Origin of the sequence: Flavobacterium sp. (genome assembly GCF_050696275.1) — a bacterium.
In the GTDB taxonomy this organism is placed as follows: domain Bacteria; phylum Bacteroidota; class Bacteroidia; order Flavobacteriales; family Flavobacteriaceae; genus Flavobacterium.
The window spans coordinates 18,081-40,158 of sequence record NZ_JBOGUT010000010.1; the positions used below are offsets into that span (position 1 = coordinate 18,081).

21 protein-coding genes are annotated in these 22,078 nt (G+C 35.6%); 3 read left to right on the forward strand and 18 right to left on the reverse strand.

All coding sequences use genetic code 11. The features are described 5' to 3' along the window. Nucleotides 1-42 precede the first annotated feature (42 nt). The 13 genes from ACRDEC_RS07090 to ACRDEC_RS07150 all read right to left on the reverse strand — a co-directional run bounded on the left by ACRDEC_RS07090 (nt 43) and on the right by ACRDEC_RS07150 (nt 13,302). Nucleotides 43-804, reverse strand: coding sequence for an SDR family NAD(P)-dependent oxidoreductase (locus ACRDEC_RS07090; protein WP_431497641.1), 762 nt, complete (start codon nt 802-804; stop codon nt 43-45). A 66-nt stretch (nt 805-870) separates the two neighbouring features. Further along, nucleotides 871-1,272, reverse strand: coding sequence for a helix-turn-helix domain-containing protein (locus tag ACRDEC_RS07095; RefSeq protein ID WP_431497642.1), 402 nt, complete (start codon nt 1,270-1,272; stop codon nt 871-873). Between the two features lie 17 nt (nt 1,273-1,289). Beyond that, complete coding sequence (locus ACRDEC_RS07100) at nt 1,290-2,378, reverse strand: winged helix DNA-binding domain-containing protein (protein ID WP_431497643.1); 1,089 nt, start codon at nt 2,376-2,378, stop codon at nt 1,290-1,292. A 5-nt stretch (nt 2,379-2,383) separates the two neighbouring features. Then, nucleotides 2,384-2,752, reverse strand: a complete 369-nt coding sequence (locus ACRDEC_RS07105; RefSeq protein WP_431497644.1) for a VOC family protein — start codon at nt 2,750-2,752, stop codon at nt 2,384-2,386. Nucleotides 2,753-2,755: 3 nt separating this feature from the next. Then, nucleotides 2,756-3,505, reverse strand: a complete 750-nt coding sequence (locus ACRDEC_RS07110; RefSeq protein WP_431497645.1) for a maleate cis-trans isomerase family protein — start codon at nt 3,503-3,505, stop codon at nt 2,756-2,758. A gap of 80 nt (nt 3,506-3,585) precedes the next feature. After that, a complete protein-coding gene (locus ACRDEC_RS07115) occupies nt 3,586-4,494 on the reverse strand; it encodes a fumarylacetoacetate hydrolase family protein (RefSeq protein ID WP_431497646.1) in 909 nt (302 codons plus the stop codon). A gap of 93 nt (nt 4,495-4,587) precedes the next feature. Next, a complete protein-coding gene (locus ACRDEC_RS07120) occupies nt 4,588-5,697 on the reverse strand; it encodes a cupin domain-containing protein (protein ID WP_431497647.1) in 1,110 nt (369 codons plus the stop codon). Between the two features lies 1 nt (nt 5,698). Further along, nucleotides 5,699-6,679, reverse strand: coding sequence for a carbon-nitrogen hydrolase family protein (locus ACRDEC_RS07125; protein ID WP_431497648.1), 981 nt, complete (start codon nt 6,677-6,679; stop codon nt 5,699-5,701). Between the two features lie 23 nt (nt 6,680-6,702). Next, nucleotides 6,703-7,125, reverse strand: coding sequence for an acyl-CoA thioesterase (locus tag ACRDEC_RS07130; protein WP_431497649.1), 423 nt, complete (start codon nt 7,123-7,125; stop codon nt 6,703-6,705). A gap of 86 nt (nt 7,126-7,211) precedes the next feature. Next, on the reverse strand, nt 7,212-8,795 hold the full coding sequence (locus ACRDEC_RS07135; RefSeq protein WP_431497650.1) for an FMN-binding glutamate synthase family protein: 1,584 nt from the start codon (nt 8,793-8,795) through the stop codon (nt 7,212-7,214). 7 nt (nt 8,796-8,802) lie between these two features. Continuing rightward, nucleotides 8,803-10,389, reverse strand: a complete 1,587-nt coding sequence (locus ACRDEC_RS07140; RefSeq protein WP_431497651.1) for an AMP-binding protein — start codon at nt 10,387-10,389, stop codon at nt 8,803-8,805. Nucleotides 10,390-10,394: 5 nt separating this feature from the next. Then, entirely contained in the window at nt 10,395-12,695 is a 2,301-nt protein-coding gene (locus tag ACRDEC_RS07145) for an FAD-dependent monooxygenase (RefSeq protein WP_431497652.1), read from the reverse strand. 1 nt (nt 12,696) lies between these two features. Further along, entirely contained in the window at nt 12,697-13,302 is a 606-nt protein-coding gene (locus ACRDEC_RS07150) for a flavin reductase family protein (protein ID WP_431497653.1), read from the reverse strand. A 108-nt stretch (nt 13,303-13,410) separates the two neighbouring features. Between ACRDEC_RS07150 and acs the strand changes: the two genes are divergently transcribed. Then, the gene (acs, locus tag ACRDEC_RS07155; protein WP_431497654.1) at nt 13,411-15,321 is read left to right on the forward strand and encodes an acetate--CoA ligase; all 1,911 of its coding nucleotides are present in this window, start codon (nt 13,411-13,413) and stop codon (nt 15,319-15,321) included. Nucleotide 15,322: 1 nt separating this feature from the next. Here acs and ACRDEC_RS07160 read toward each other — a convergent pair whose 3' ends face one another. The 4 genes from ACRDEC_RS07160 to ACRDEC_RS07175 form a co-directional block, all read right to left on the reverse strand. Continuing rightward, the gene (locus ACRDEC_RS07160; RefSeq protein WP_431497655.1) at nt 15,323-15,865 is read right to left on the reverse strand and encodes a 3'-5' exonuclease; all 543 of its coding nucleotides are present in this window, start codon (nt 15,863-15,865) and stop codon (nt 15,323-15,325) included. Nucleotide 15,866: 1 nt separating this feature from the next. After that, the gene (locus ACRDEC_RS07165; protein WP_431497656.1) at nt 15,867-17,783 is read right to left on the reverse strand and encodes a DUF294 nucleotidyltransferase-like domain-containing protein; all 1,917 of its coding nucleotides are present in this window, start codon (nt 17,781-17,783) and stop codon (nt 15,867-15,869) included. Between the two features lie 128 nt (nt 17,784-17,911). Further along, nucleotides 17,912-19,450: a DEAD/DEAH box helicase gene (locus tag ACRDEC_RS07170; protein WP_431497657.1), complete on the reverse strand. Its 1,539-nt coding sequence runs from the start codon at nt 19,448-19,450 to the stop codon at nt 17,912-17,914. A 75-nt stretch (nt 19,451-19,525) separates the two neighbouring features. Further along, entirely contained in the window at nt 19,526-20,041 is a 516-nt protein-coding gene (locus ACRDEC_RS07175) for a DUF6155 family protein (RefSeq protein ID WP_431497658.1), read from the reverse strand. Between the two features lie 106 nt (nt 20,042-20,147). Between ACRDEC_RS07175 and ACRDEC_RS07180 the strand changes: the two genes are divergently transcribed. Together ACRDEC_RS07180 and ACRDEC_RS07185 are read left to right on the forward strand one after the other, a co-directional pair. Next, nucleotides 20,148-20,432, forward strand: coding sequence for a DUF3817 domain-containing protein (locus ACRDEC_RS07180; protein ID WP_431497659.1), 285 nt, complete (start codon nt 20,148-20,150; stop codon nt 20,430-20,432). Beyond that, complete coding sequence (locus ACRDEC_RS07185) at nt 20,425-21,687, forward strand: mechanosensitive ion channel family protein (RefSeq protein WP_431497660.1); 1,263 nt, start codon at nt 20,425-20,427, stop codon at nt 21,685-21,687. Before ACRDEC_RS07180 ends, ACRDEC_RS07185 begins: the two co-directional genes overlap by 8 nt. Here the strand turns inward: ACRDEC_RS07185 and ACRDEC_RS07190 are convergent. Next, entirely contained in the window at nt 21,684-22,076 is a 393-nt protein-coding gene (locus ACRDEC_RS07190) for an acyl-CoA thioesterase (protein WP_300569141.1), read from the reverse strand. The genes ACRDEC_RS07185 and ACRDEC_RS07190 overlap by 4 nt on opposite strands. Nucleotides 22,077-22,078: the final 2 nt, after the last annotated feature.

Here is a 22,078-nt window from a genome sequence, read left to right on the forward strand (position 1 = left end):
TTATAAAAATTCAATAAAAAAAAGCTCTTTAAAGAGCTTTTTTTACAACATCATACCACCCGAAACTTCAATTCGCTGTGCATTGACCCATTTGGCATCATCAGTACACAGGAAAGCGACAACACTGCCAATATCGTCAGGAAGGCCTACACGTCCAAGAGCAGTAGCTGCTGCAATAGATTTATTCATATCGGCATTGTCACGAACTACACCACCGCCAAAATCGGTTTCAATAGCACCAGGAGCGACGACGTTTGCTCTAATTTGTCGGCTACCCAATTCCTTTGCTTCATATTTAGTGAGTGTTTCTACAGCACCTTTCATAGCAGCATAAGCCGCATATCCCGGGAAAGAAAATCGGGCTAATCCTGTAGAAATATTTACAATTCCCCCGCCGTCAGCCATAAAATGTAAAGCTTTTTGAGTCAGAAAGAAAGTTCCTTTAAACTGAATATTCATTAAAGTGTCGAACTGTTCTTCTGTTGTTTCCAAAAAAGAAGCATGAATACCAATTCCAGCGTTATTTACCAGATAATCGAAAGTATTTGTCTGAAATGTTTTGGATAAGACATCATTGACATCCTCGAAAAAAGCTTCAAACGTCCTTACTTCAGCTACATTTAATTGAATTGCCGTGGCTTTTTGTCCCAGAGCCTTAATTTGGCTAACCACTTCTTCTGCTTCTGCTTTTTTACTGTTATAGGTTAAGATAATGTCCAGTCCTTTCTTAGCTAAAGCGAATACCATTTCTTTTCCAAGTCCACGGCTACCACCGGTTACCAGAGCTATTTTATTTTTTGTCATTGTTATGTGTTTTTAATTAACAATGCAAAGTTAGGGACTGAAGAGGCTTACAAAATGGTGACAGTTTCAGTTTTTTGCTTTTGAAGCAGCAGTAAGGAAGGTTTCTCTGTATTGTTTAGGTGTCTGATAAACAAAGCGTTTGAAGAATTTGGTAAAATTAGAAGGATCAAAAGTAAGGAAATGAGCAATTTCGGTAATTGACATTTTATTTTCTTCTAATTTACTTTTGGCAATAGCGACGATACGTTCTTCGAAAAAATAACACGGTGATTTTCCTGTGGTCAATTTTATTGTATTGCTTAAATGTGTGGGATGGATGAACATTTTTTCTGCGAAATCCCGAATTTCATAAAAATCAGTTGCTTTACCAGACAAAAAATCATTGATATGCTGTTCGACTATAGCAAAATATTCGATGGTTATTTCATCTTTCCGAGCCAGTATTTTCTTTGGAATTTTGTAAACCATTTGCCCAGTCTTTAAGATTATGTACCCGTTTTATTTTTGTATTCTGTTTTTTTATCTAAAAAAATACCAAAGGCCTCTTTTTTTTCATTGAAAAGCACTTCAATTTCAGGATTAGTGGGCTGGAAAAAATCAGTTTCTATAATTACCGTGTCTTTTTTGACTGTTCTTTTCCATAAACCGACTACTTTTCCGTTTATTACAATAATCGGGTTAAATATTCCATTTTTTGAAATCGTTTTACCATGATTTTCAGGCAGGAGTGAGGCTGTTCTGTTTTTATAGCTGATAAGAAATTCGTCGAAAGCAGGCAGTAAATGAATACTATTCGTTTTATCTTTTGGAATGGAAAAAGCATTGGGAAGGTAATACATTTCGGAATCAATTGTTTCAGAAATAAATTCCTGTTTTACCATTTCCAAAGCAGCTCTGGCATCTCTGACAGGCAAACCGGACCACCAGATAAAATCCTGTAATGTAGCTGGGCCGTGGCTCGAAAAATAATTCCGTGCCAATTTAGCTAATGCTTCTTCTTTTGTAAAGCTTTTTGTTTTTACCACTCTTTCCGAAAGGATGGCAAAAGTTTGCTTTTTATCTTTAACAGCACCGCTACATACAATCCCTTCCATTTCAGCATGTGTCATGATATGGGACAGGCGGTTATCGTTAGTAGCAATTCCTGATGTATTGAATAGAGTCGCTAATTCTTCACGGGTTAAATGATTGTTTCCCGATAATGCGTTTTCTATGATTGCATTACTTTTGGACAGTATTGCTTCAGAAAGTTCCAATTCTTTCAGCCTTGACTTCATTAAAGCCTTAATTTGAGGAGAAGACAATTCCAGCATCCAATAAATATCGTCAGAAGAGGCAAAATGCCATGTAGGTCTTAATAAATGAGTTCGGATAATTTCTCCTTTATTGATCGCTTCTTCCACTATAAAATCACTAAAACCAGGCAATCGAACTCCTAATGCCCATTTTGACATGGCATAATCCTGTGCCTGTAATGCACCCATCCAACCGGCCAAATCCTTTACAGTTTCAAACTTTGAACCTGTGATTTGCTGATTGTTTAAACGGATATTAGAAATTTCTATAGACGTCATACTGTTTAGAGCCTGAATTCCGGGTTATAAATCAATCCGATTACATTATTCCAAGGATCAGTTACGGCAGCAACTACAATTTCGCCGCCTACATTTTGTGGTGCTTCGTGGGTTTTTGCTCCCAGACTTAGAAAATGGTTGTAATCAGTTTCAACATCATTTGTTCCCCAATAACTTACCACAGCATCCGTTTTCTGACCAGACTGCTCTTCAGGCTGTAAACCTAATTCGTACCCGGCAATATTAAAGCCTACATAAAAAGGTTCATCAAAATAAGGAAGCGTTTGAAAAGCTTTGGCATACCATTCTTTAGCCTTGCTAATATCGCTTACTTTGTAAATTGTGGTACGCAGGCCTAGAATAGAAGTTTTCATAACTTAATATTTTCCGTTTAGTAATTCTCCTCCAATAGAAGATTTAGCTTCGATACCTAGTTTTTTCATCATTTCGTATGTCGTACAGACTGCAGCAGAAGTGACAGGAATACCTATTTCCTTTTGAATCTGATCAATAGCTTCCAAAGAAGGCATTTGAACACAAGCCGAAGCAACTAAAACGTCTACACCTGTTAAATCCAATCGTTTGTAGATTTCTAATAAATTCATCGGATCTTGTGCCGCTACTTCTAAATTATCAGGAATTTCCAAAGCAATAGAATCTACTACTTCAAAACCTTGGTGTTCGATATAATCAACAACCATATCCGTTAACGGACGCATATAAGGTGTAATGATAGCCACTTTTTTGGCACCAAGAACTTTCAACCCGTTAATTAAAGCCCCGGCACTGGTTACAATAGGAGTAGGGAAGTCGTTGGCAATGGTTTCCTGATGTAAATTAATTTCCGAAACACAGTGATAACCACGGCCCATACTCATGATAGCAACTAAACAAGCATAACCCATGACATCTACATGAGCGTCGGATAATTCCTGAGCACATTTTAAACTCATGGCATCCATGGCTTCTAATTCTTCTTTGGTTACTTTTTTCATTCGCATTCTACTGGAATGAAAGGTAAAACGTTCCGGTAAAATGGTTTCACGAGAACGGAAAATGGCTGGTATTTCGGTTTCCATCGTTACGTTTGAAGATGGAACTATTTGACCTATTCTAAATTTTTTCATTGTCTTTCTTTTTAACCGCAAAGCTCGCTAAAGTTTTTCGCAAGGTTCGCAAAGTCTTTATTGTTTTTCTAAAACGAAAACTAAATCTCTTTAACTGTATTTACAATTGTCCCAATTCCTTCAACAGTAGCTTCTACTACATCTCCGTCCCACATCCATTCCTGAGGATTTCTGCCGGCACCAACACCTGCAGGAGTTCCAGTGGCAATAATATCTCCCGCTTCAAGAGTGAAAACCGTACTCAAATCTTCAATCAGATCATTGATATTGAATAACATGAATTTGGTGTTTGAATTTTGTTTTTCAACACCGTTTACCTTTAAAGATAAGTTCAAATTGTGTGGGTTTGGAATTTCATCTTTAGTTACTAAAATTGGTCCCATAGGAGCAAAAGTATCCTGTCCTTTAGAAACAATCCATTGACCCGAACGACGGCAATCTCTGGCAGAAATGTCATTGATTACAGTATATCCGAAAACATAATCCATAGCATCCGCTTTTGATACATATTTTCCTTTTTTGCTGATAATCACAGCTAATTCGACTTCCCAGTCCAATTGCTGTGTCAGTTTTGTATTGTGTAAAATTTCAGTATTGGTTGCTGTAACGGTTGTTGGCGGCTTAGAGAAAATTACCGGTTGTTGCGGCAATTCATTTGAAGTATCCAATGTTCTTGCGCTTTCGGCTACATGTTCCGTGTAATTTAATCCAATACCGATGATGTTTTTTCGCGGTTTAGGGATAGGAGCAAGGAATGTTACGTTTGAAAGCGGGTATTCACAATTGCTTTTTTCTTCTGCAGTCAAACTGTCAATTAAGAGTTGGATTCTTGCCACTTCAGGTAACCCTAAATCGATTAAATCCAGCATTGTACTTGGCAGAGATTCCTTTTTAATTTTGGCAAGATCTTCCAGATCAATCATATGGTTATCCAGAACAACGCCTAATCTTGGTACAATGTGATTTATTGTGTATGTAGCTAATTTCATTTTTTCTATTTATTTAACCGCAAAGTTCGCAAAGGTTTACGCAAAGTTTGCAAAGTCTTTATTCTATTTTTTTTTGATTCAATTTTCTTTCTTCTAAACTAAAATTTGATAACCATTATTTTCTGGATATTCTTTTTCCTGATATAAACCGAGTTTTTCAATTACAGGCAAATCATTAAATGAAAACAGGCAGGCATCTTCGGTTTCAGACAAATTTACGTGCTCATGCCAAGCCCAGGATGGAACGCAAAAAATATCACGTTCTTTCCAGTCGAATCGTTTTCCATTAATAATAGAATATCCTTTTCCTTTGGCACATTGATACACAAAAGAACCTGTGTGTTTATGAGCTTTTCCTTTAAATCCGGCTTGTAATAACTGTATTGAAGCACCCATTGTCTGCATGACGTGGCCACCAGTTAACGGATTGGAATATTGCATGATAATCCCGTCGTAAGGAGAACCTTCATTGACTTTTGCCGCTTCCAGTAATGCAGGATAAACATCTTTCCACGCATATTTGAATAGGGGAGAATAGGGTTTTCCCCAAGTGGCATCTTGAGGAATCAACCCGGCACCGCTATAGGTTAATGGTAAATAGTTTGTAGGCGCTTTAAGAGGCTGTTTTCCGTCAAAAACGGCATAATCATTAGCTTCTAAAGCATTCACCAGTGGAATATCCAAACCATCTTGCCAGATACAGGTTTTTCCGTTTTCAGCCACTCCGTGTTCGTGCCAGGCAGAATTTGGTGTAATTACGAAATCATTTACTTCAAACGTAACTTTATTTCCGTCTACTACTGTGTAACCACCTTCGCCTTCCATAATAAAACGTAAGGCCGAAGCTCTGTGTCGATGAGCCGAAGTGCTTTCGCCAGGGCGTGTTACCTGAATTCCGGTATATAACCAACCCACGGCGGCAGAAACATCTTTACGTTTGTCGTTGACCAAATAAACCACTCGTCTTCCTGCTTGTTCCGGAGTAACGAGTTCAGATGATTTGAGTACTAATTCGCGTAAATCTTCATATTTCCAAAGCATTGGAACAGAAGAAGAACGAGGTTCCCAAGGTTCAATGTCGTTCGCGACAGTCCATAAAGCACCGGCACCTAATGTTTCGAGTTCTTTATAATAAGCTTGTAATTCGGGGGAATCCTGAACTCTTGCTCTACCGATCTGATCGTCACTATATTTATCTTCCATATTATTTCTTATTGAATTCTTCGTGATTATCAATAAATGTAATTTTTCTTGTTGGCGCAATATTTACCCGTAAATCGAAAATATCGAAGCGGTTATAATGCCCTAAAATATCATGCATTTGTTTTGGCTGGATGCATTTCTGCAAATCAATTTCGGCATAAACAATTCCTTCATCATCAATTAACGGTTCGCCAATAACTGCTCCGTTTGGGCCAATAAACCCTGAAAAAGCAGAATTTTTACGAGTTAAAAGTTCATCAATATTAGGAACATCAGGACGCAATGTGTCCATAATTTCTTTTGAAATTGTAGAGCAGGAAACAATTGTAAACAATTTTCCTTCAAACGAATGTGCCGCTGCCCTTATTTTGATTGCTTCAGCCATGTCATAATCGGGTGGAGCAACAGGCAGTGAAATATAATTGGCAATGTGAATTAATTCTCCTTGTGATAAAAGTGTAAATCGTGCCAAAGTATTGGTGTTTTCGCCACAGGCTAATGTTCCGATGGGGCCAATTTCAGTATCATATACTTTTAAAGAAGAACCATCGCCGGAAGTCCAGGTTAGCTTTTCAGCCCATGTAGGGACTAATTTCCTGTGTTTGCCAATAATTATACCTTTATTGTCAATGATTAAATTAGTATTGAAGATTTCTCCATAGCTTTTGCCTCGCTCGTTAATACCAATAACAATATGGATATCGTATTGTTTAGCGGCTTGATACAATCTTTCCATTTCCGGATCTGTAACAGTAACCGAATTTTTATATAATTCCTCATACCACTTACTTCCTTGAACAGGGGTCATTACCCAGTTCCAATAAGGATATCCTGCGATAAAAACTTCGGGAAAAGCGATTAGTTTCGCTCCGTTTGAACTGGCTTCTTTAATAAAAGATAGGGCCTTGTCGATTGTCTTTTCTACGTTCAGAAAAACTGGAGAAGTTTGTACTGTTGCAGCTTTGAACTTTGGGAAATCCATGATAATTGATTGAATTATAAATTTTAAACAACGAATTTACTTATTTTTTGCTTCATCTCATCCGAAAATGGTTCTGCTTTTATACCGCTGCGGTCTTCAGCTATTGCTACATTAACCAGTGTAACTTCACCTTCAAGGCATGTTTTTCCGTGTTCGTCTTCAAAACGAAAACTGCAATTTACCGAAGCACCTCCAAGGTTTGTTACCCAAAGCTTTTTAGTCAGGATTTCTCCTAAACGGGCGGCTTTTTTGAATTGAACTTTTAAATCGACTGTCGGAATACCATTGGTTTCATGTATTTTGGAAAAGGGTCTGTCTAAGGCTTCTTCAAACCAATCTTCAACCAAATCGTTCAGCATTTCTAAAAATCGGGGATAGAAAACAATACCAGCATAATCAACATGCTTGAAACGTATTTTTTCTTGTTTTGTAAAATAATTATTCATTTGTATAGTATGTTTTAGCCCCGATAAAGCCGGTATCCTCGCGCAGTGAAACGGAGCGAGATAAAGGCGAAAGCGGGAAATAGCTCCTAAAAATTTTCTGCTGATGCTTTTTTCCAGAAAAATAAAAAGGAGGGTGGAACCGTATTTTCATTTAGAAGGCAACCTGCTTCAATTTCAGGATACATTTCGTAATAAGTTTCTATTTTTGTACCGCTTACACGGGCACTGATTACCGTTCTGTCAACGTCATCCGGGTGCTCCAGTCCGGCCGAAGCCATCAATTCCATAGCACTTTTAACTGTCTCATGCTGGAATCTTGCTACACGTACACTTTTTTCTTCAGGAACTAAACCTTTAACTAGTTTCGGATCTTGTGTAGCTACACCGGTTGGACAGGTATTGGCATGACATTCTAAAGCTTGGATGCAGCCAAGGGCAAACATCATTCCTCGTGCCGAATTACAGACATCGGCACCAATGGAAAGACATTTTATAATATCAAAACCAGTAATTACTTTTCCGCTGGCGATTATCTTTATTTCATTTTTAATCCCGAAACCGTTCAAACAATCGTAAACGAAAGCCAATGCTTCACGCAGCGGCATTCCTACATGATCGGAATACTCTTGAGGAGCTGCTCCAGTTCCTCCTTCACCACCATCCACTGTAATAAAATCAAAATAGGTTTTGGTTTGTACCATGGCTTTACAAATAGACATAAATTCTGATTTGTTTCCAATACATATTTTCATTCCTATAGGTTTTCCACCGGAACCTTTTCGTAATAATTGGATAAAATCCATTAATTCTAATGGATTTGAAAAAGCAGAATGTCTTGGAGGAGAAATAATATCATTTCCTTTTTCAACTAAACGAATGGCAGCAATTTCATCCGTTACTTTTTGCTTTGGTAAAATTCCACCATGACCAGGTTTTGCACCTTGTGAAAATTTAATTTCAATCATTTTTACGTTATCCAAAGTAGCTCTTTTGGTAAATTCATCATAAGAAAATTTGCCATTACTGTCTCGACAACTGAAATATCCGGTACCAATATTCCAAACTACATCGCCACCCGGTTCTAAATGGTAAGGGGAAAGCCCGCCTTCTCCTGTGTTATGATAAAAACCGCCTTGCTTTGCACCGGAATTTAGAGCTAAAATGGCGTTCTTACTTAAAGAGCCGTAACTCATGGCACTGATGTTAAATAAGCTTGCCATATAGGGTTTTTCGCATTGTGAAGAGCCAATTTTAACTCTTGGATTTGCATTAACTTCTGAAAAAGGAATAGCCTTTATACTGTGATTAATCCATTTATATCCTGGTTCGTATACATTTAATTGTGTACCGAAAGGCATAGAATCAGTTTCTTTCTTACTTCGTTGGTAAACTAAGCTTCTTTGTAGTCTGTTGAAAGGTTTTCCATCAGTATCAGTTTCAACAAAATACTGGCGCATTTCAGGACCAATAGATTCCAGCAGGTATCTCATTCTTCCTAATAATGGAAAATTTCTTTTGATGGTTTGCTTGGACTGATACATATCATGCAATCCCATGACAATTAAAGGGATAAAAATGAGCAGTAACAAGCTGAATTTCCAATTCACGTAAATAAGCATTGCTGAGATTGACAAAACTGTGATACTAAAAATAACAAATGCTTTTCTCATATGATTTCTATTTTAACTTAAAACGCTGAATTTTTCCGGTTTCGGTTTTAGGTAAAGCGTCAATAAAATTAATTACTCTTGGGTATTTATAAGGAGCAGCTATTTCTTTGAACCATTGTTGAATAGCACTTGCAAATTGATCCGATGCTTTATCTTTATCTTTTAAAACAATATGCGCACAAACCAGCATGCCGCGTTCTTCGTCAGGTAAGCCGACGACAGCGCATTCCAAAATAGCTTCGTGTGTTAAAAGTACGCTTTCTACTTCAATTGCAGCAATATTATATCCTGAAGAAATAATCATGTCATCACCGCGAGCTACAAACCAAAAGTAGCCATCTTCGTCCTGCTTGAAAATATCTCCGGTAAGATTCCAGCCATTTTCTACATATTCTCTTTGTTTTTCTTCTCGGTTCAGGTATTTACATCCTGTAATTCCCCTAACAGCTAAACGGCCAGGCTGGTTAACAGGTAATTCGTTCCCATATTGATCAATGATTTTACCTTCATAACCTGTAACGGCAACTCCGGTTGAACCCGGCTTCATATTTTCTTCAGTTGAAGAGATAAAAATATGAAGCATTTCAGTAGCTCCAATTCCGTCAATAATCTTCAATCCGGTTTCTTTGTACCAATCTTCCCAAACTTTTAAAGGTAGCGTTTCTCCAGCAGAGACACATTTTCGTAAGCTGGAAATATCGTATTCGCGGGCTTTCGTTGTTATAATTCGCCATGCGGTTGGTGCCGTAAAGCAAATGGTTATTTTATAGGTTTGAATTGCTTGAAGTAATAAATCAGGAGAAGGTTTTTCAATTAAAAAAGTAGATGCTCCAAAATACATTGGAAACAAAACCAATCCGCCCAAACCAAAAGTAAACCCCAAAGGCGGACTTCCTGTAAAAATATCGTTTGCAGTAGGTTGTAAAGAGTATTGCGGAAAAGCTTCACAAATATTTAAGATGTCTTTGTGAAAATGTGCTGTCATTTTTGGCAATCCAGTCGTTCCTGATGTAAAACCTATTAATGCAATACTGTCTGATTTTGAGTGATAATTTATGAATGTTTTGGCCTTATCAGCTATTAAAGTTTCTAACTCGGCTTTACGATAATAACAGGTTCTTTTTAGAAATGGAGATGAAACCAATTCCATTTCATCAGTTAGGGAGCTATCGCAGAGCACATGTGAAATTTCAGCACAATCAATAATGGTTGTTAATTCTTTTGAACGCAATAAAGGCATTGTTGCCACTACAATTCCTCCGGCTTTCAAAACGGCATACCAGCAAGCCACCATCATAGGGTTATTTGCCGAACGTATTAACACACGGTTTCCTGATTTTAGCTTTAAATCATCTATTAAAACATGGGCAATCTGATTGGCTTTTTCAAACAAATCATTATACGTCCATTTCTCATCAAATGTCTGAATACAAACAGCATTTCCATGCCCGTTTTGGATATGATAATCGAGTAATCGTTCGACACAATTCAACATTTCAGGATGTTGGAATTGCGGTAAATCTAATATATAATCCGGCTGTAATTCTGGATTAGGTAAGCTATTGTGGGCGAAATTATCTTCGTAATGCTTCATAAAACTTAATTATTCTTATGGCTTTCCGGCTTCAATGCTTTTTTCATTCCTTCTGTCATTTTTCTTTCAGAAGCCTTTAAAGGATATAAATGAGAAGTTCCAGCCATGTATTGTTTTGGGATGTCAGTAGGTTTAAATTGCTCGTAAGCCTGAGCATTTCTCACAAAATTAGGATCAATTAATAACGGTCTTCCCAAAGCAACCAAATCGGCTCTTCCATTTAATAAAATAGTATTAATTTGGTCAATATCCTGAATGTAACCGGTTGTAATTGTTGGAATATGAACAGTGTTTCGAACAGCATCCGAAAAAGGAGTCTGCCACATTCTGCCCACTTGAGGCATTTGATTCACTACAGTATTTCCTGTCGAGACATTAATAATATCAGCTCCTGCGTTTTTGAAAGCTTCACAAACAGCAATCACGTCGGTTTCAGTAATTCCGTTTTCAGCCCAGTCTGATGCAGAAATTCGTACTGACATTGGCTTATTTTCTGGAAATACGTTACGCATTTCAGTAAAGACACGTAAAGGGAATTTTAAGCGATTTTCGATACTTCCGCCAAATTCATCTGTACGGATATTTGTTAGAGGAGATAAGAAAGAGGCTAATAAAAAGCCATGATGTGCTTGTAATTCAATCATATCAAATCCGGCTTCATTAGCGTTTTTAGCAGCTTGAACAAATTCTGAGACAATTTTATTCATATCTCCTGATGACATTTCTTTAGGAATAGCCATTTTTTGGTTAAACGGGATTGGAGAGGCAGCAATAAGTTCCCATGGTTTATCAACAGGTTCATTTGAAGCTTCCCATGGTTTTTTTACTGCACCTTTTGGTCCGGAATGACCTAGTTGGATTCCTATTTTTGTCTGCGAATGCTGATGAATAAAATCGATTGTTTTCTTCCAATTTGTGATTTGTTCCTGATTATAAATGCCAGCACAGCCTAAAGTGATTCTGCCGGTTTCTGAAACTGCAGTCATTTCGGTTAAAATCAATCCGATGCCGCCAAGAGCGCGGGAAGTATAATGCGAAAAATGCCAATCATTTACAAGTCCGTTTTCTGCAGAATATTGACCCATTGGTGCCATTACAATTCGGTTTTGCAATACCATTTCCCGTAATTGAAATGGTGTAAATGCAGCCGGAGTTTTTGGATTTGAATCTTCAATTTTGGCATTGAATTCGGTTAATACCTTTTCAGGAAATGAAGCATCTCGGATAGCTAAATTCTCAAAAGTTACTTTTTTGGATCGGGTCATGCATCCGAAGGCAAACTGCATAAAATTATGTTGCGCATGACGATCCATATGTTCGAACCAATCCAGAGAAACATTAGCAGCATGCTGGATCATTTCAACACGGTTTCTTCTGCTTTTTTCGTATTGTTCAAAGGCAGCAGTACTATCATTCTGATTTGCAACCACAGCATCTGAAAGAGCGATTGCACATTCCATAGCTAATTTTGTTCCTGAGCCAATAGAGTAGTGGGCTGTCGCTTTCGCATCGCCTAATAAAACAATGTTGTCTTTATGCCATTTTCCGTTAGTTACCTGTGGAAATTGTCGCCAATGTGATTTATTTGTTATTAAAGGATGCCCGTCAAGTTCTTCTTTGAATATTTCAGCAATTTTTTGAACTGTTGAAGCTTCGTTTTCAACTTCAAATCCGGCTTTTTTCCAGGTTTCATCAGAACATTCGAATATCCAGGTGCTCATTCCTGCTTCGTATTGATAAGTATGTGCTACGAAAGTTCCAAAAGGAGTTGTTCTGAAAAAATAAGTAAAAGCATCTAGCGGTTTTGTAGAACCTAACCATACAAAACGGTTTTTTTGCAGTACTATTTTGGTCTCAAAATCAGAAGCAAATTGCGTTCTGACAACACTTCCGATTCCGTCACACGCCACGATAATATCACTGTCTTTAAATTGGGATAAATCAGTAATGTTTTGCTCAAAATGCAAATTAACTCCTTCTTCTGTACATCGTTGCTGTAATAACTGAAGTAATGTTTTTCGGGAGCAGCCGCAAAATCCATTACCTGAAACACTTACATTTTGACCATCACGAGCAACGACAATATCGTCCCAGTAGGCAAATTTGCTTCGGATTAATTCATACGATTGTGTATCTCTGGTAAGGAATTCGCCAAGTGTTTCATCAGAAAAAACTACTCCAAAACCAAAACTGTCATCTGACTTATTACGTTCGTAAATATCAATCTGACAATCCGGAATAGCTTTTTTTGTTAATATCGAAAAGTAGAGACCGCCTGGACCTCCACCAATTACTGTTATTTTCATTTTAACTTCTTTTGATGGAGAAAATCTCTCCTAATTTAGCATAATTGGAGCCTGCTAAACGAGCAACAGGCTTGTACGTTTCCATATTGATTTTGAAATCATCTAATAAAACACTTTCATCTACATGAAACATAACGACACGCCCTATAATAATAGTTGCGCCTCCGTGTTTATTATCTTCCAAAGTATAGTGGTGAACCAGCTCACATTCCATATTCACAGGACTTTCCTTAACTCTTGGTGCTTTTACTTTGACTGATGGAATAGGAGTGAGGCCTGCAAGCAGAAATTCGTTAACATCTGATGGAACTGATTGAGAGGTAGTATTCATTTGCTCAACAACACTTTCTACAACCATGTTTACCACGAATTGTCCGGTTGCCAATACATTATTTAATGTGTCTTTGTTAGAATTATTGGGACGAACTGTAGAAAACATAACATGTGGAGGGTCTTCTCCAACAGCATTAAAAAAAGAAAAAGGGGCAAGGTTTGGAATTCCTTCTTCACTAACCGTAGAAATCCATCCGATGGGTCTCGGAATTACGGCTCCGGTTAATAATTTATAAGTTGCTTTTTGGTCAATTAGCTGTGGATCAAATTCCATTGAATTTTGTGTTGTATTTGTACAAATAAACTAAAAAAAATGGGGATTTTGAAATATTTTTCGGCTAACTTATCATAATTTTACAAAAAATCATTTATTACAAAAATCATGTCTTATTATAAAATTGAAAACTTAGAACATTACTTTAAAATGTATAAAAAATCTGTCCGAGAGCCTCGTAAATTCTGGGATAAGGTTGCTGATGAAAATTTTGTTTGGTATCAAAAATGGGACAAAGTATTTGATTTTGATATGCAAAAAGCTGAGTTTAAATGGTTTGTTGATGCAAAAGTTAATATTACTAAAAATTGTATTGACAGGCATTTAGCCAGAAGAGGAGAAAAAACAGCTATTATTTTTGAACCTAACAATCCGGATGAAGAATCCCAGCATATTACTTATAATGAGTTATATGCTCGTGTTGCAAAAATGGCTAACGTACTTCGGGAACAAGGCATTAAAAAAGGGGACAGAGTTTGTATTTATTTGCCTATGATTCCTGAGCTGGCAGTTTCAGTACTTGCCTGTGCGAGAATAGGTGCTATTCATTCTGTAATTTTTGCAGGATTTTCCGCCTCGGCAGTAGCAGCACGAATCAGTGATTGTGAATGTAAAATGGTAATAACTTCTGATGGAGGATTTAGAGGTAATAAAACAATCGATTTAAAAGGAATTGTGGATGAAGCTTTAGAAAAATGCCCTTCTGTTTCTACCGTTTTAGTAGTCAAAAGAACCAATTCGTCTATCAATATGAAAGAGGGACGAGATCAATGGCTGCAACCGTTACTTGATGAAGCTATTCCAAATAATGTAGCTGAAATCATGGATGCAGAAGATCCTTTGTTTATTTTATATACTTCGGGTTCGACAGGAAAACCAAAAGGAATGCTGCACACTATTGCCGGATATATGGTATACACAGCCTATACTTTTAAAAATATTTTTAATTATGAAGAAAACGATATTTACTGGTGTACTGCCGATATAGGCTGGATAACAGGACATTCCTATATTTTATACGGACCACTTTTAAATGGAGCAACAACCGTTATTTTTGAAGGAGTTCCGTCGTATCCGGATTCAAGCCGATTTTGGGAAGTAATTGAAAAACACAAAATTACCCAGTTTTATACGGCACCAACAGCTATTAGGGCTTTGGCAAAAGAAAGTCTGGATTATGTTCAAAAATTTCCTTTAAAATCCTTAAAAGTCATTGGCTCAGTAGGAGAACCTATAAACGAAGAGGCTTGGCACTGGTATAACGACCATGTGGGAGGAAAACGCTGCCCGCTGGTAGATACTTGGTGGCAAACAGAAACAGGAGGTATTATGATTTCTCCGGTTCCTTTTGTAACTCCAACGAAACCGACTTATGCTACATTGCCTTTGCCAGGAATACAACCTGTTTTAATGGACGAATTACGAAATGAAATAGATGGAAATCAGGTAACGGGAAGTTTGTGTATCAAATTTCCATGGCCGTCAATGGCAAGGACTATTTGGGGTGATCATCAGCGATTTATAGACACTTATTTTACTGCTTTTCCTGGAAAATATTTTACAGGTGATGGTGCTTTACGGGATGAAGTCGGTTATTACCGAATTACAGGAAGAGTTGATGATGTGATTATTGTTTCAGGTCATAATTTAGGAACTGCCCCGATTGAAGATGCGATTAATGAGCATCCGGCTGTAGCTGAAAGTGCTATTGTTGGATTTCCCCATGATGTTAAAGGAAATGCTTTGTACGGATTTATTATTTTAAAAGAAATAGGAGAAAACCGTGTAAAAGAAAATTTAGAAATAGAGATTAATCAGTTAATTTCTAATCAGATAGGTCCAATCGCGAAGTTGGATAAAATCCAGTTTGTACCTGGTTTACCAAAAACCCGTTCAGGAAAAATCATGCGTCGAATTTTAAGGAAAATTGCAGAAGGTGATTTTTCTAATTTTGGAGACACTTCAACACTTTTAAACCCTGAAATTGTTGATGAAATTATTAATGAAAAGATTTTATAACCTATTTTAAACCTAATTTACTTTTTAATTTCAAGAATAATAAAGCAATAGAAAAAGCATCTTCAGCACTGGATACTCTGTCTGGTTTTTGAATTTTGTATTGTGAAATCAATTCCAATAATGAAAAGCTTTTATCGTTGATATCATTCAATTTTTTATGCATGATTTCAATATCTAAAGCTTCATTTTTTATGCGACCGCAATCTAATTTATCCAGTGCTTCGTTAATAATATCGATATCAAAATGGATTCGGTGTCCTACCAGAATGCTATTCCCGATATATTCTACGAAGTGCTCAATCATTGCTGCTTCTGTTTCGTATCTGTTTTCGTTTATGGAAATTTCAAGGCTGTCACTAATCAAAATGGTGTCATTAATGATTCCGACAGCTCCAAAGGAAATAACTACATCTTTTTTAGGGTCAATCCCAGTTGTTTCAACACTTAACGCAATATATCGATTTGATTTTTCATCAAATTTAGACAAATACTCTTTCCAGAATTCAGGATATGGTTTGTTTATATTTTTAATCCAATCGAACATGTTATGAAAATTGTGTTAGTTGAAATTTGTCTTTAATTAATTCTTCCAAATTACGAAAAGGAATTAAAGCATGTTTCAGTTTTTCTTTATCGGCTTTAGAAAGCTCTTCAATATCAATAAATTCACCGGTATTGTCATTTTTTAAGCCTTCCATGGCTCTAAATTTTGACAGCGTCAGAAAGGCTTCTGCACAATCTAAATATATTTCTGCATGTGCTGGATCGGAAATTCCTAATTGTTTGAACCTTAAATAGGTATTGTTAATTCCTTTTATGCCAAAACTCAAAACTAATAGCCGTGCACATTCTGTTAAAGGCATTAATCCTTTTGTTTTTATATCAAATTTTCCCTTGTGTTCGCCTTCTTCTTCTAAATTGAATTTTTTAAAGAAATTAAGCGGTGTAGGTTTCTTCAGTGCATCATTTCCTAAATAGTCGTAGAACAGCGTGTTGTTTTTGACATTTTTGAAGATATTCTCGGTAATGGCATTTTCAATGCTTTGTTCACCAAATGCTAATTCGTAATCAAAGAAAATTGTACAATTTTCATTTGTATTTTCACCTGGAGTATTTATCCAGCTATTGTATTGTTTTGTCCAGTCTGTCAGTGATTTACATAAATTTGTGTTATTAGCAACGTGGCCAAAAGGGCAATGAAGAAACCCAACTTGTTCTAAAGTTGCTGTTGTTTTTTTAGCTAGTTGTAAGAAATAATCTTTGACATCTCGGTATTTTTCAGCAGAAACATCTTCAAAAACCAAAATATTATCATGATCTGTATATAATAACTGCTCTTTACGCCCCTGGCTGCCAATACTAAGGAAAGCAAAAGGGACAGGAGGGGAGCCTAACTCTAAAATAGCTTGTTCAACCGCTCTTCTTACTATTGCCAGCGTAACTTCGCCTGCAATGGCGTTTATATGGTTAAGCGGAATATTTTTTGAAATAGACGTTTGGATAATATCTGTTAAGCTTTCCCGAACATGCTTCAATTCCAGCGCACTAAGAGAACGCTTAATTTCTTTTAATAAAACACCGGGATTATTTGCTTGTGCCGCAATTAAGTCATTTTGAGAAATAATTCCTTTAATAGGTGTTTTATCGGTACCGTCTTCAGTAACACACAAATGATTTAAATTGTGAGTAATCATAACTAATTGTGCTTCTGCCAATGAAATATTTTCAGGAACAGTCAAGACAGGACAAGTCATTATCTTATCAATATAGGATTGAATTCCATGTTTACCTGTTGCCACTTTTGATCTGAAATCTGCATCGGTTACAATGCCTTTTGCTAAGTTATTTTCAGCAATAAGAGCACTTTCAATCAGATTATCACTCATTAGCTGTGCAACTTCTTTTATAGAATCTTCTCGTTTAACCTTAAGCGGGTTTTTATTATATGTTAGGGACTGAAAATAGGATACATCGGCTTGATTATCAGATAAATTCATGTTATCCGGTAACAGCTTATGGGTGTTTTCTTTATCTGAAGGATTTCTTGTGTTTGTAGCAAAACTTTCTAACAAAAAGGTTAAAACTTCAGAGTTTTGCAAAGCAAATGGCTTGAAAGCATCAATTGGAATAGCATAAACAACACTTTCTTCACGAGCTTTTGCCGTCATTTGATAATTATTTTTGGCGAAAAAAGGACGCAATCCAAAAATATCTCCCGGATAACATTTATTTAAAAGAGATTCTTCAGCATCAGAAATTACTGTAAGATGCACAACACCAGAATTTAAGACATAAAATGAATCATGTAGCGAGTCATTTATTTGAAACAAAGTTTTGTCTTTTTCCAAAATAATAACCCGAGTAGAATTTGCTATCTTTTTTAAATCTTCAAAGCTTAAATAATTAAAAGGTTTATAAGCTTTTAAAAAGGTGGCGACACGTTCTGCAATGGAATTGTTCATAAGCTGTACAAATTACTGAAGCGTAAATTTACAGACAAAATTTGTAAGAAAGAAGTGTTATTTGAAATAATCTATTTTACATAATATAAATTATAGTTCAAAAACAATAAACTAAAATAGCTGAAATTTTAGTCTTCCTGATCAAATATTTTCTCCCTGTATTTCTTGCCAATCAGTAATTGTAAGCGTACTTTGTAGTCATCTACAAGCCATTCACGGTAATTTTTACTGCATTGACTTAAACATCTCGTATAAATTTTCATACGATATTCAATATCGTCAGCTAATTCTTTAGAAAGATTTTTTGCATCAATTAATTCTTCAGTATTATCAACACACATAGCTGCATGCTGATCCAAAGATTTTTCTAAAACAACTTTCGAACGCAGATTTAATGAAATGGCTAATTTATGTTCGGCTTCAATATCAAACGTAATGTCTAAACTGTTTTTAAACTTAGCTCGTAATTCTGAAGGCATTTCATATTTAAAATGTGTTTCAATTTCTGCATCATCACGTAAATTATCCAAGTAATATTCCGGAGATTTAAAAATATGCTGCCAATCAACCGGTTCATTCCATAATCCGAAACGTGCAGCATTATTGCCCAGATCGATTATAGTAAATTGATTCTTATGTGGTAATTTTCTGGATCCTCGACCAATCATTTGAAAATACAAAGTCAATGATTTTGTGGCACGGTTAATTATTATAGTTTCAACAGTTGGCTCATCAAATCCGGTAGTCAAAATCCCCACAGATGTCAGAATTGCATCCGGCGTATGTTTAAACCAGCGTAAAATTTCTTTTCTATCTTCGGAACTTGTTGTATTATCAAGATGTCTTATCGGAAATCCTGCTTCTTTAAAAGTATCGTGGACATATAATGAAGTATTGATTCCGTTATTGAAAATCAACGTTTTCTTTCCTTTTGATTTTTCTTCATAAGCATGCAGCAATTTATTCTGCATATCTAATTGAGAATACAATTCATCAGAAGATTTCACTGTATAATCACCATTAATTCCAACTTTCAGGCTGGACAATCCAACATCATAACTGTATGTTGTTGCTTTTGCCAAAAATCCATTTTCAATAAGTTTATTAATGGGATCTCCAACGATCAATTCTTTGTAATTTTCATACATAGGCAATTTGATGTTAGAGCTTAAAGGTGTGGCAGTTACGCCTAAAATAAACGAATTTTTAAACGAGCTTAAAAGTTTTCGGAACGAATTATAATGCGCCTCATCAATAATGACCAATCCTACATTATCAATACGCAGTTTTTCATCATTTAACCTGTTTTTCAAGGTTTCAACCATCGCAACAAAACAGGAATATTCATTCTGATCAGGAAGTTCTTTTACTTTAGAATTGATGATTTTATTTTTTACATCAAAACCCTTAAGCATTTTTGAAGTTTGCTTACAAAGCTCAATTCTATGCGTTAAAACAACTACTTTTTTATTGTGAGTTTCAATGTATCTTCGTACAATTTCAGAGAAAATAACGGTCTTTCCGCCACCTGTAGGCAATTGGTATAACAGATGGTAATTCCCATTAACAGTGTCCATACGGCTAAAAATAGCGTTGATATCACGAGCCTGGTAGTCGTAAAGTACTTTTTTTTCTTCTATTTCCTGCTCTAGCTCGTTGTAAGACATATCTGCTTTTCAATTTTTGCAAAAGTACGTCTAAAAAAGAGTTATTTGACTAATAAATTTAAAAATTGGCAAAAATTAATATTCAAGGCGTTCAATTATTGCATTAAATTCATAAGAATTAACCCAATTTAGTGCTATGGTTTTTTCACTTATTGCCACTGCCCTGCTCTTAAAATCGGATAAAATCCCAGCCTGAATTAAATAACTTATTGTCTGTTCAAATGAATTCAGCATACTTTTATAGAACAATTCCTGTTTTATAACTTTTTCAGAAGCATACGTTTGAGCAATTTCAATAGCGTAAAGCATAACATCAGCAACAATATAAGAATCGACACCTAAGGATATGAAGTGCTTGATGTATTTTTGTGCTACAGATCTTCTGAGCTTTGCTTTTTTGCTTCTTACCGGAAAATACTCGTTGGATATTTTAAGCTTGCATTCTTCCAGAAGTTTGTCCTCTTTCGGATTAAAAACAAAGTCATAATACGTCTTTACAGGGGAAAATTTATCATATAATTCGATAATTTGTTCCTGAAGTTGTTCTTGGTTTAACTCTGAAATGTACTTTTTTAAATCTCGTTTGCTCATTATAAGGAATTATAAATACAAATGTAAATTACTTTGAGTTTCCATGCCCCAATTATCAATGATAATTCTTAATTTTGCAGGCATACACACTTTATCTCAACTGAAAATGATTAAAATTTTTAAGGTTACAGCGATTTTAGAAGGAATTTCATACCTGGTTTTATTTTCGAATATGCTTTTTATTAAACCAACCAATTTTGAACTGTATAAAAAATTATTATTTCCAATAGGAATGTCCCACGGTTTGTTATTTATTGGATATATTTTACTGGCTATTTTACTTAAAAATGCTCAAAATTGGAAATTCAAATCTTTTGCAGAGATTTTAGCGGCTTCAGTTATCCCTTTTGGTACTTTTTACATCGAGAAAAAATATTTAAAAAATGCTTAAATTCACTGAAAAACTCTTTGGATGGTGCTATAAGCTCTTGATGAAATTTGATTTCAACGAAACTATTGCTGCCTATTTGAGTCTGTTTGTAAATATTGCAATCCTTTGTTTTATAGCTTATTTTGTATACGTTATTTTTAGGTTCGTATTGGTTACTATTATGGCTATTGTAGCTAAAAAAACCAAGACAAAATTTGATGACTTATTGGTTTCAAACCAAACCGCTAAATACATTTCGCATCTTATTCCTTTGGTTTTTATTTATAAATCTGTTCCAATAATTTTAAAGCATTTTATTTATTGGGAAGGTATTTTTGGCCGATTGGTAGCTGTTTATATTATTTTACTGATTTTATGGATTGTCAGATCTATTTTGAATGCGCTTCGGGATCACTTAAAGAACATTCCTGAATACAGTGATAAGCCTATAGACAGTTATGTTCAGGTAATTATGATTGCCCTTTGGATTCTTGGCGTTGTTATTATTGTAGCCAAAATTTTCGATATTAATACTGACACATTAGTAAAAACTCTTGGAGCTGTTTCTGCTGTACTTATCTTAATTTTTAGAGATACAATACTTGGTTTTGTGGCAAGTGTTCAGGTTTCTGTTAATGATATGGTTCGAATTGGCGATTGGATTACGATGGATAAATTTGGAGCCGATGGTGATGTTATTGAAATCAATTTAGCCACCGTTAAAGTCCGAAATTTTGACAATACTACCACAACAATTCCTACTTACAGTTTAATTTCAGACAGTTTCAGAAATTGGCGCGGTATGATTAATTCCGATGGAAGACGAATAAAACGACATGTTTTAATCAAAACAAGCAGTATTCATTTTATTCAGGAGGAAGATTTAGAAGGGTTTAAAAAAATTCAATTGCTAAAGCCTTATATTGAGAAAAAGCAATCTGACATTAATAAACACAATCAGATTAATTCCATTGATAAATCACTTCCTATTAACGGAAGGAATTTGACCAATTTCGGATTATTTAGAAAATACTTGACTAATTATCTTGAAAATTACCCTGGACTTAATAAAGATATGACTTTGCTGTGCAGGCATTTACAGCCAACAGCACATGGTATTCCATTAGAAATTTATGCGTTTTCAACAGACAAAAGATTTGTAAACCACGAATACATCATGAGTGATATTTTTGATCATATCATAGCTTCGGTTTCCTATTTTGATCTGGAAATTTTCGAAATACCATCAAATAAAAACTCCGCGTCAGAAGCTTAATCATTTTTAATTCTGTTTCTGACGTATTCTACATGTGTTTTTCCGTGAGCAGCCGGTTTTCCTTCTTTGTCAAGGTTTACCATAGTTATAGAATCTACTTTTAAAATAGTTTCCCTAGTCATCATATTACGGACTTCGCATTTTACGATCATTGAAGTATTTCCAAACTTAACTACTTCAATACCAATTTCGACAATATCACCTTGTTTAGCCGAACTTACAAAATTAATTTCCGAAATATGCTTGGTTACAACCTTTGGGTTTTCCAATTGAACAATACAATACAGAACTACTTCTTCATCAATCCATGCTAAAAGGCGCCCGCCAAAAAGCGTATGATTAGCATTTAAATCTTCGGGTTTAACCCATTTTCTGGTGTGAAATCTCATAA

Excerpts from the sequence above, each read along its gene's own strand:
- ACRDEC_RS07190 (WP_300569141.1), bottom strand. The coding sequence starts at position 22,076 with ATGAGATTTCACACCAGAAAATGGGTTAAACCCGAAGATTTAAATGCT.
- ACRDEC_RS07090 (WP_431497641.1), bottom strand. The coding sequence starts at position 804 with ATGACAAAAAATAAAATAGCTCTGGTAACCGGTGGTAGCCGTGGACTT.
- ACRDEC_RS07145 (WP_431497652.1), bottom strand. The coding sequence starts at position 12,695 with ATGAAAATAACAGTAATTGGTGGAGGTCCAGGCGGTCTCTACTTTTCG.
- ACRDEC_RS07105 (WP_431497644.1), bottom strand. The coding sequence starts at position 2,752 with ATGAAAACTTCTATTCTAGGCCTGCGTACCACAATTTACAAAGTAAGC.
- ACRDEC_RS07095 (WP_431497642.1), bottom strand. The coding sequence starts at position 1,272 with ATGGTTTACAAAATTCCAAAGAAAATACTGGCTCGGAAAGATGAAATA.
- ACRDEC_RS07125 (WP_431497648.1), bottom strand. The coding sequence starts at position 6,679 with ATGGATTTCCCAAAGTTCAAAGCTGCAACAGTACAAACTTCTCCAGTT.
- ACRDEC_RS07120 (WP_431497647.1), bottom strand. The coding sequence starts at position 5,697 with ATGGAAGATAAATATAGTGACGATCAGATCGGTAGAGCAAGAGTTCAG.
- acs (WP_431497654.1), top strand. The coding sequence starts at position 13,411 with ATGTCTTATTATAAAATTGAAAACTTAGAACATTACTTTAAAATGTAT.
- ACRDEC_RS07130 (WP_431497649.1), bottom strand. The coding sequence starts at position 7,125 with ATGAATAATTATTTTACAAAACAAGAAAAAATACGTTTCAAGCATGTT.
- ACRDEC_RS07150 (WP_431497653.1), bottom strand. The coding sequence starts at position 13,302 with ATGGAATTTGATCCACAGCTAATTGACCAAAAAGCAACTTATAAATTA.
- ACRDEC_RS07100 (WP_431497643.1), bottom strand. The coding sequence starts at position 2,378 with ATGACGTCTATAGAAATTTCTAATATCCGTTTAAACAATCAGCAAATC.
- ACRDEC_RS07115 (WP_431497646.1), bottom strand. The coding sequence starts at position 4,494 with ATGAAATTAGCTACATACACAATAAATCACATTGTACCAAGATTAGGC.
- ACRDEC_RS07185 (WP_431497660.1), top strand. The coding sequence starts at position 20,425 with ATGCTTAAATTCACTGAAAAACTCTTTGGATGGTGCTATAAGCTCTTG.
- ACRDEC_RS07170 (WP_431497657.1), bottom strand. The coding sequence starts at position 19,450 with ATGTCTTACAACGAGCTAGAGCAGGAAATAGAAGAAAAAAAAGTACTT.
- ACRDEC_RS07110 (WP_431497645.1), bottom strand. The coding sequence starts at position 3,505 with ATGAAAAAATTTAGAATAGGTCAAATAGTTCCATCTTCAAACGTAACG.
- ACRDEC_RS07140 (WP_431497651.1), bottom strand. The coding sequence starts at position 10,389 with ATGAAGCATTACGAAGATAATTTCGCCCACAATAGCTTACCTAATCCA.
- ACRDEC_RS07160 (WP_431497655.1), bottom strand. The coding sequence starts at position 15,865 with ATGTTCGATTGGATTAAAAATATAAACAAACCATATCCTGAATTCTGG.
- ACRDEC_RS07175 (WP_431497658.1), bottom strand. The coding sequence starts at position 20,041 with ATGAGCAAACGAGATTTAAAAAAGTACATTTCAGAGTTAAACCAAGAA.
- ACRDEC_RS07180 (WP_431497659.1), top strand. The coding sequence starts at position 20,148 with ATGATTAAAATTTTTAAGGTTACAGCGATTTTAGAAGGAATTTCATAC.
- ACRDEC_RS07135 (WP_431497650.1), bottom strand. The coding sequence starts at position 8,795 with ATGAGAAAAGCATTTGTTATTTTTAGTATCACAGTTTTGTCAATCTCA.
- ACRDEC_RS07165 (WP_431497656.1), bottom strand. The coding sequence starts at position 17,783 with ATGAACAATTCCATTGCAGAACGTGTCGCCACCTTTTTAAAAGCTTAT.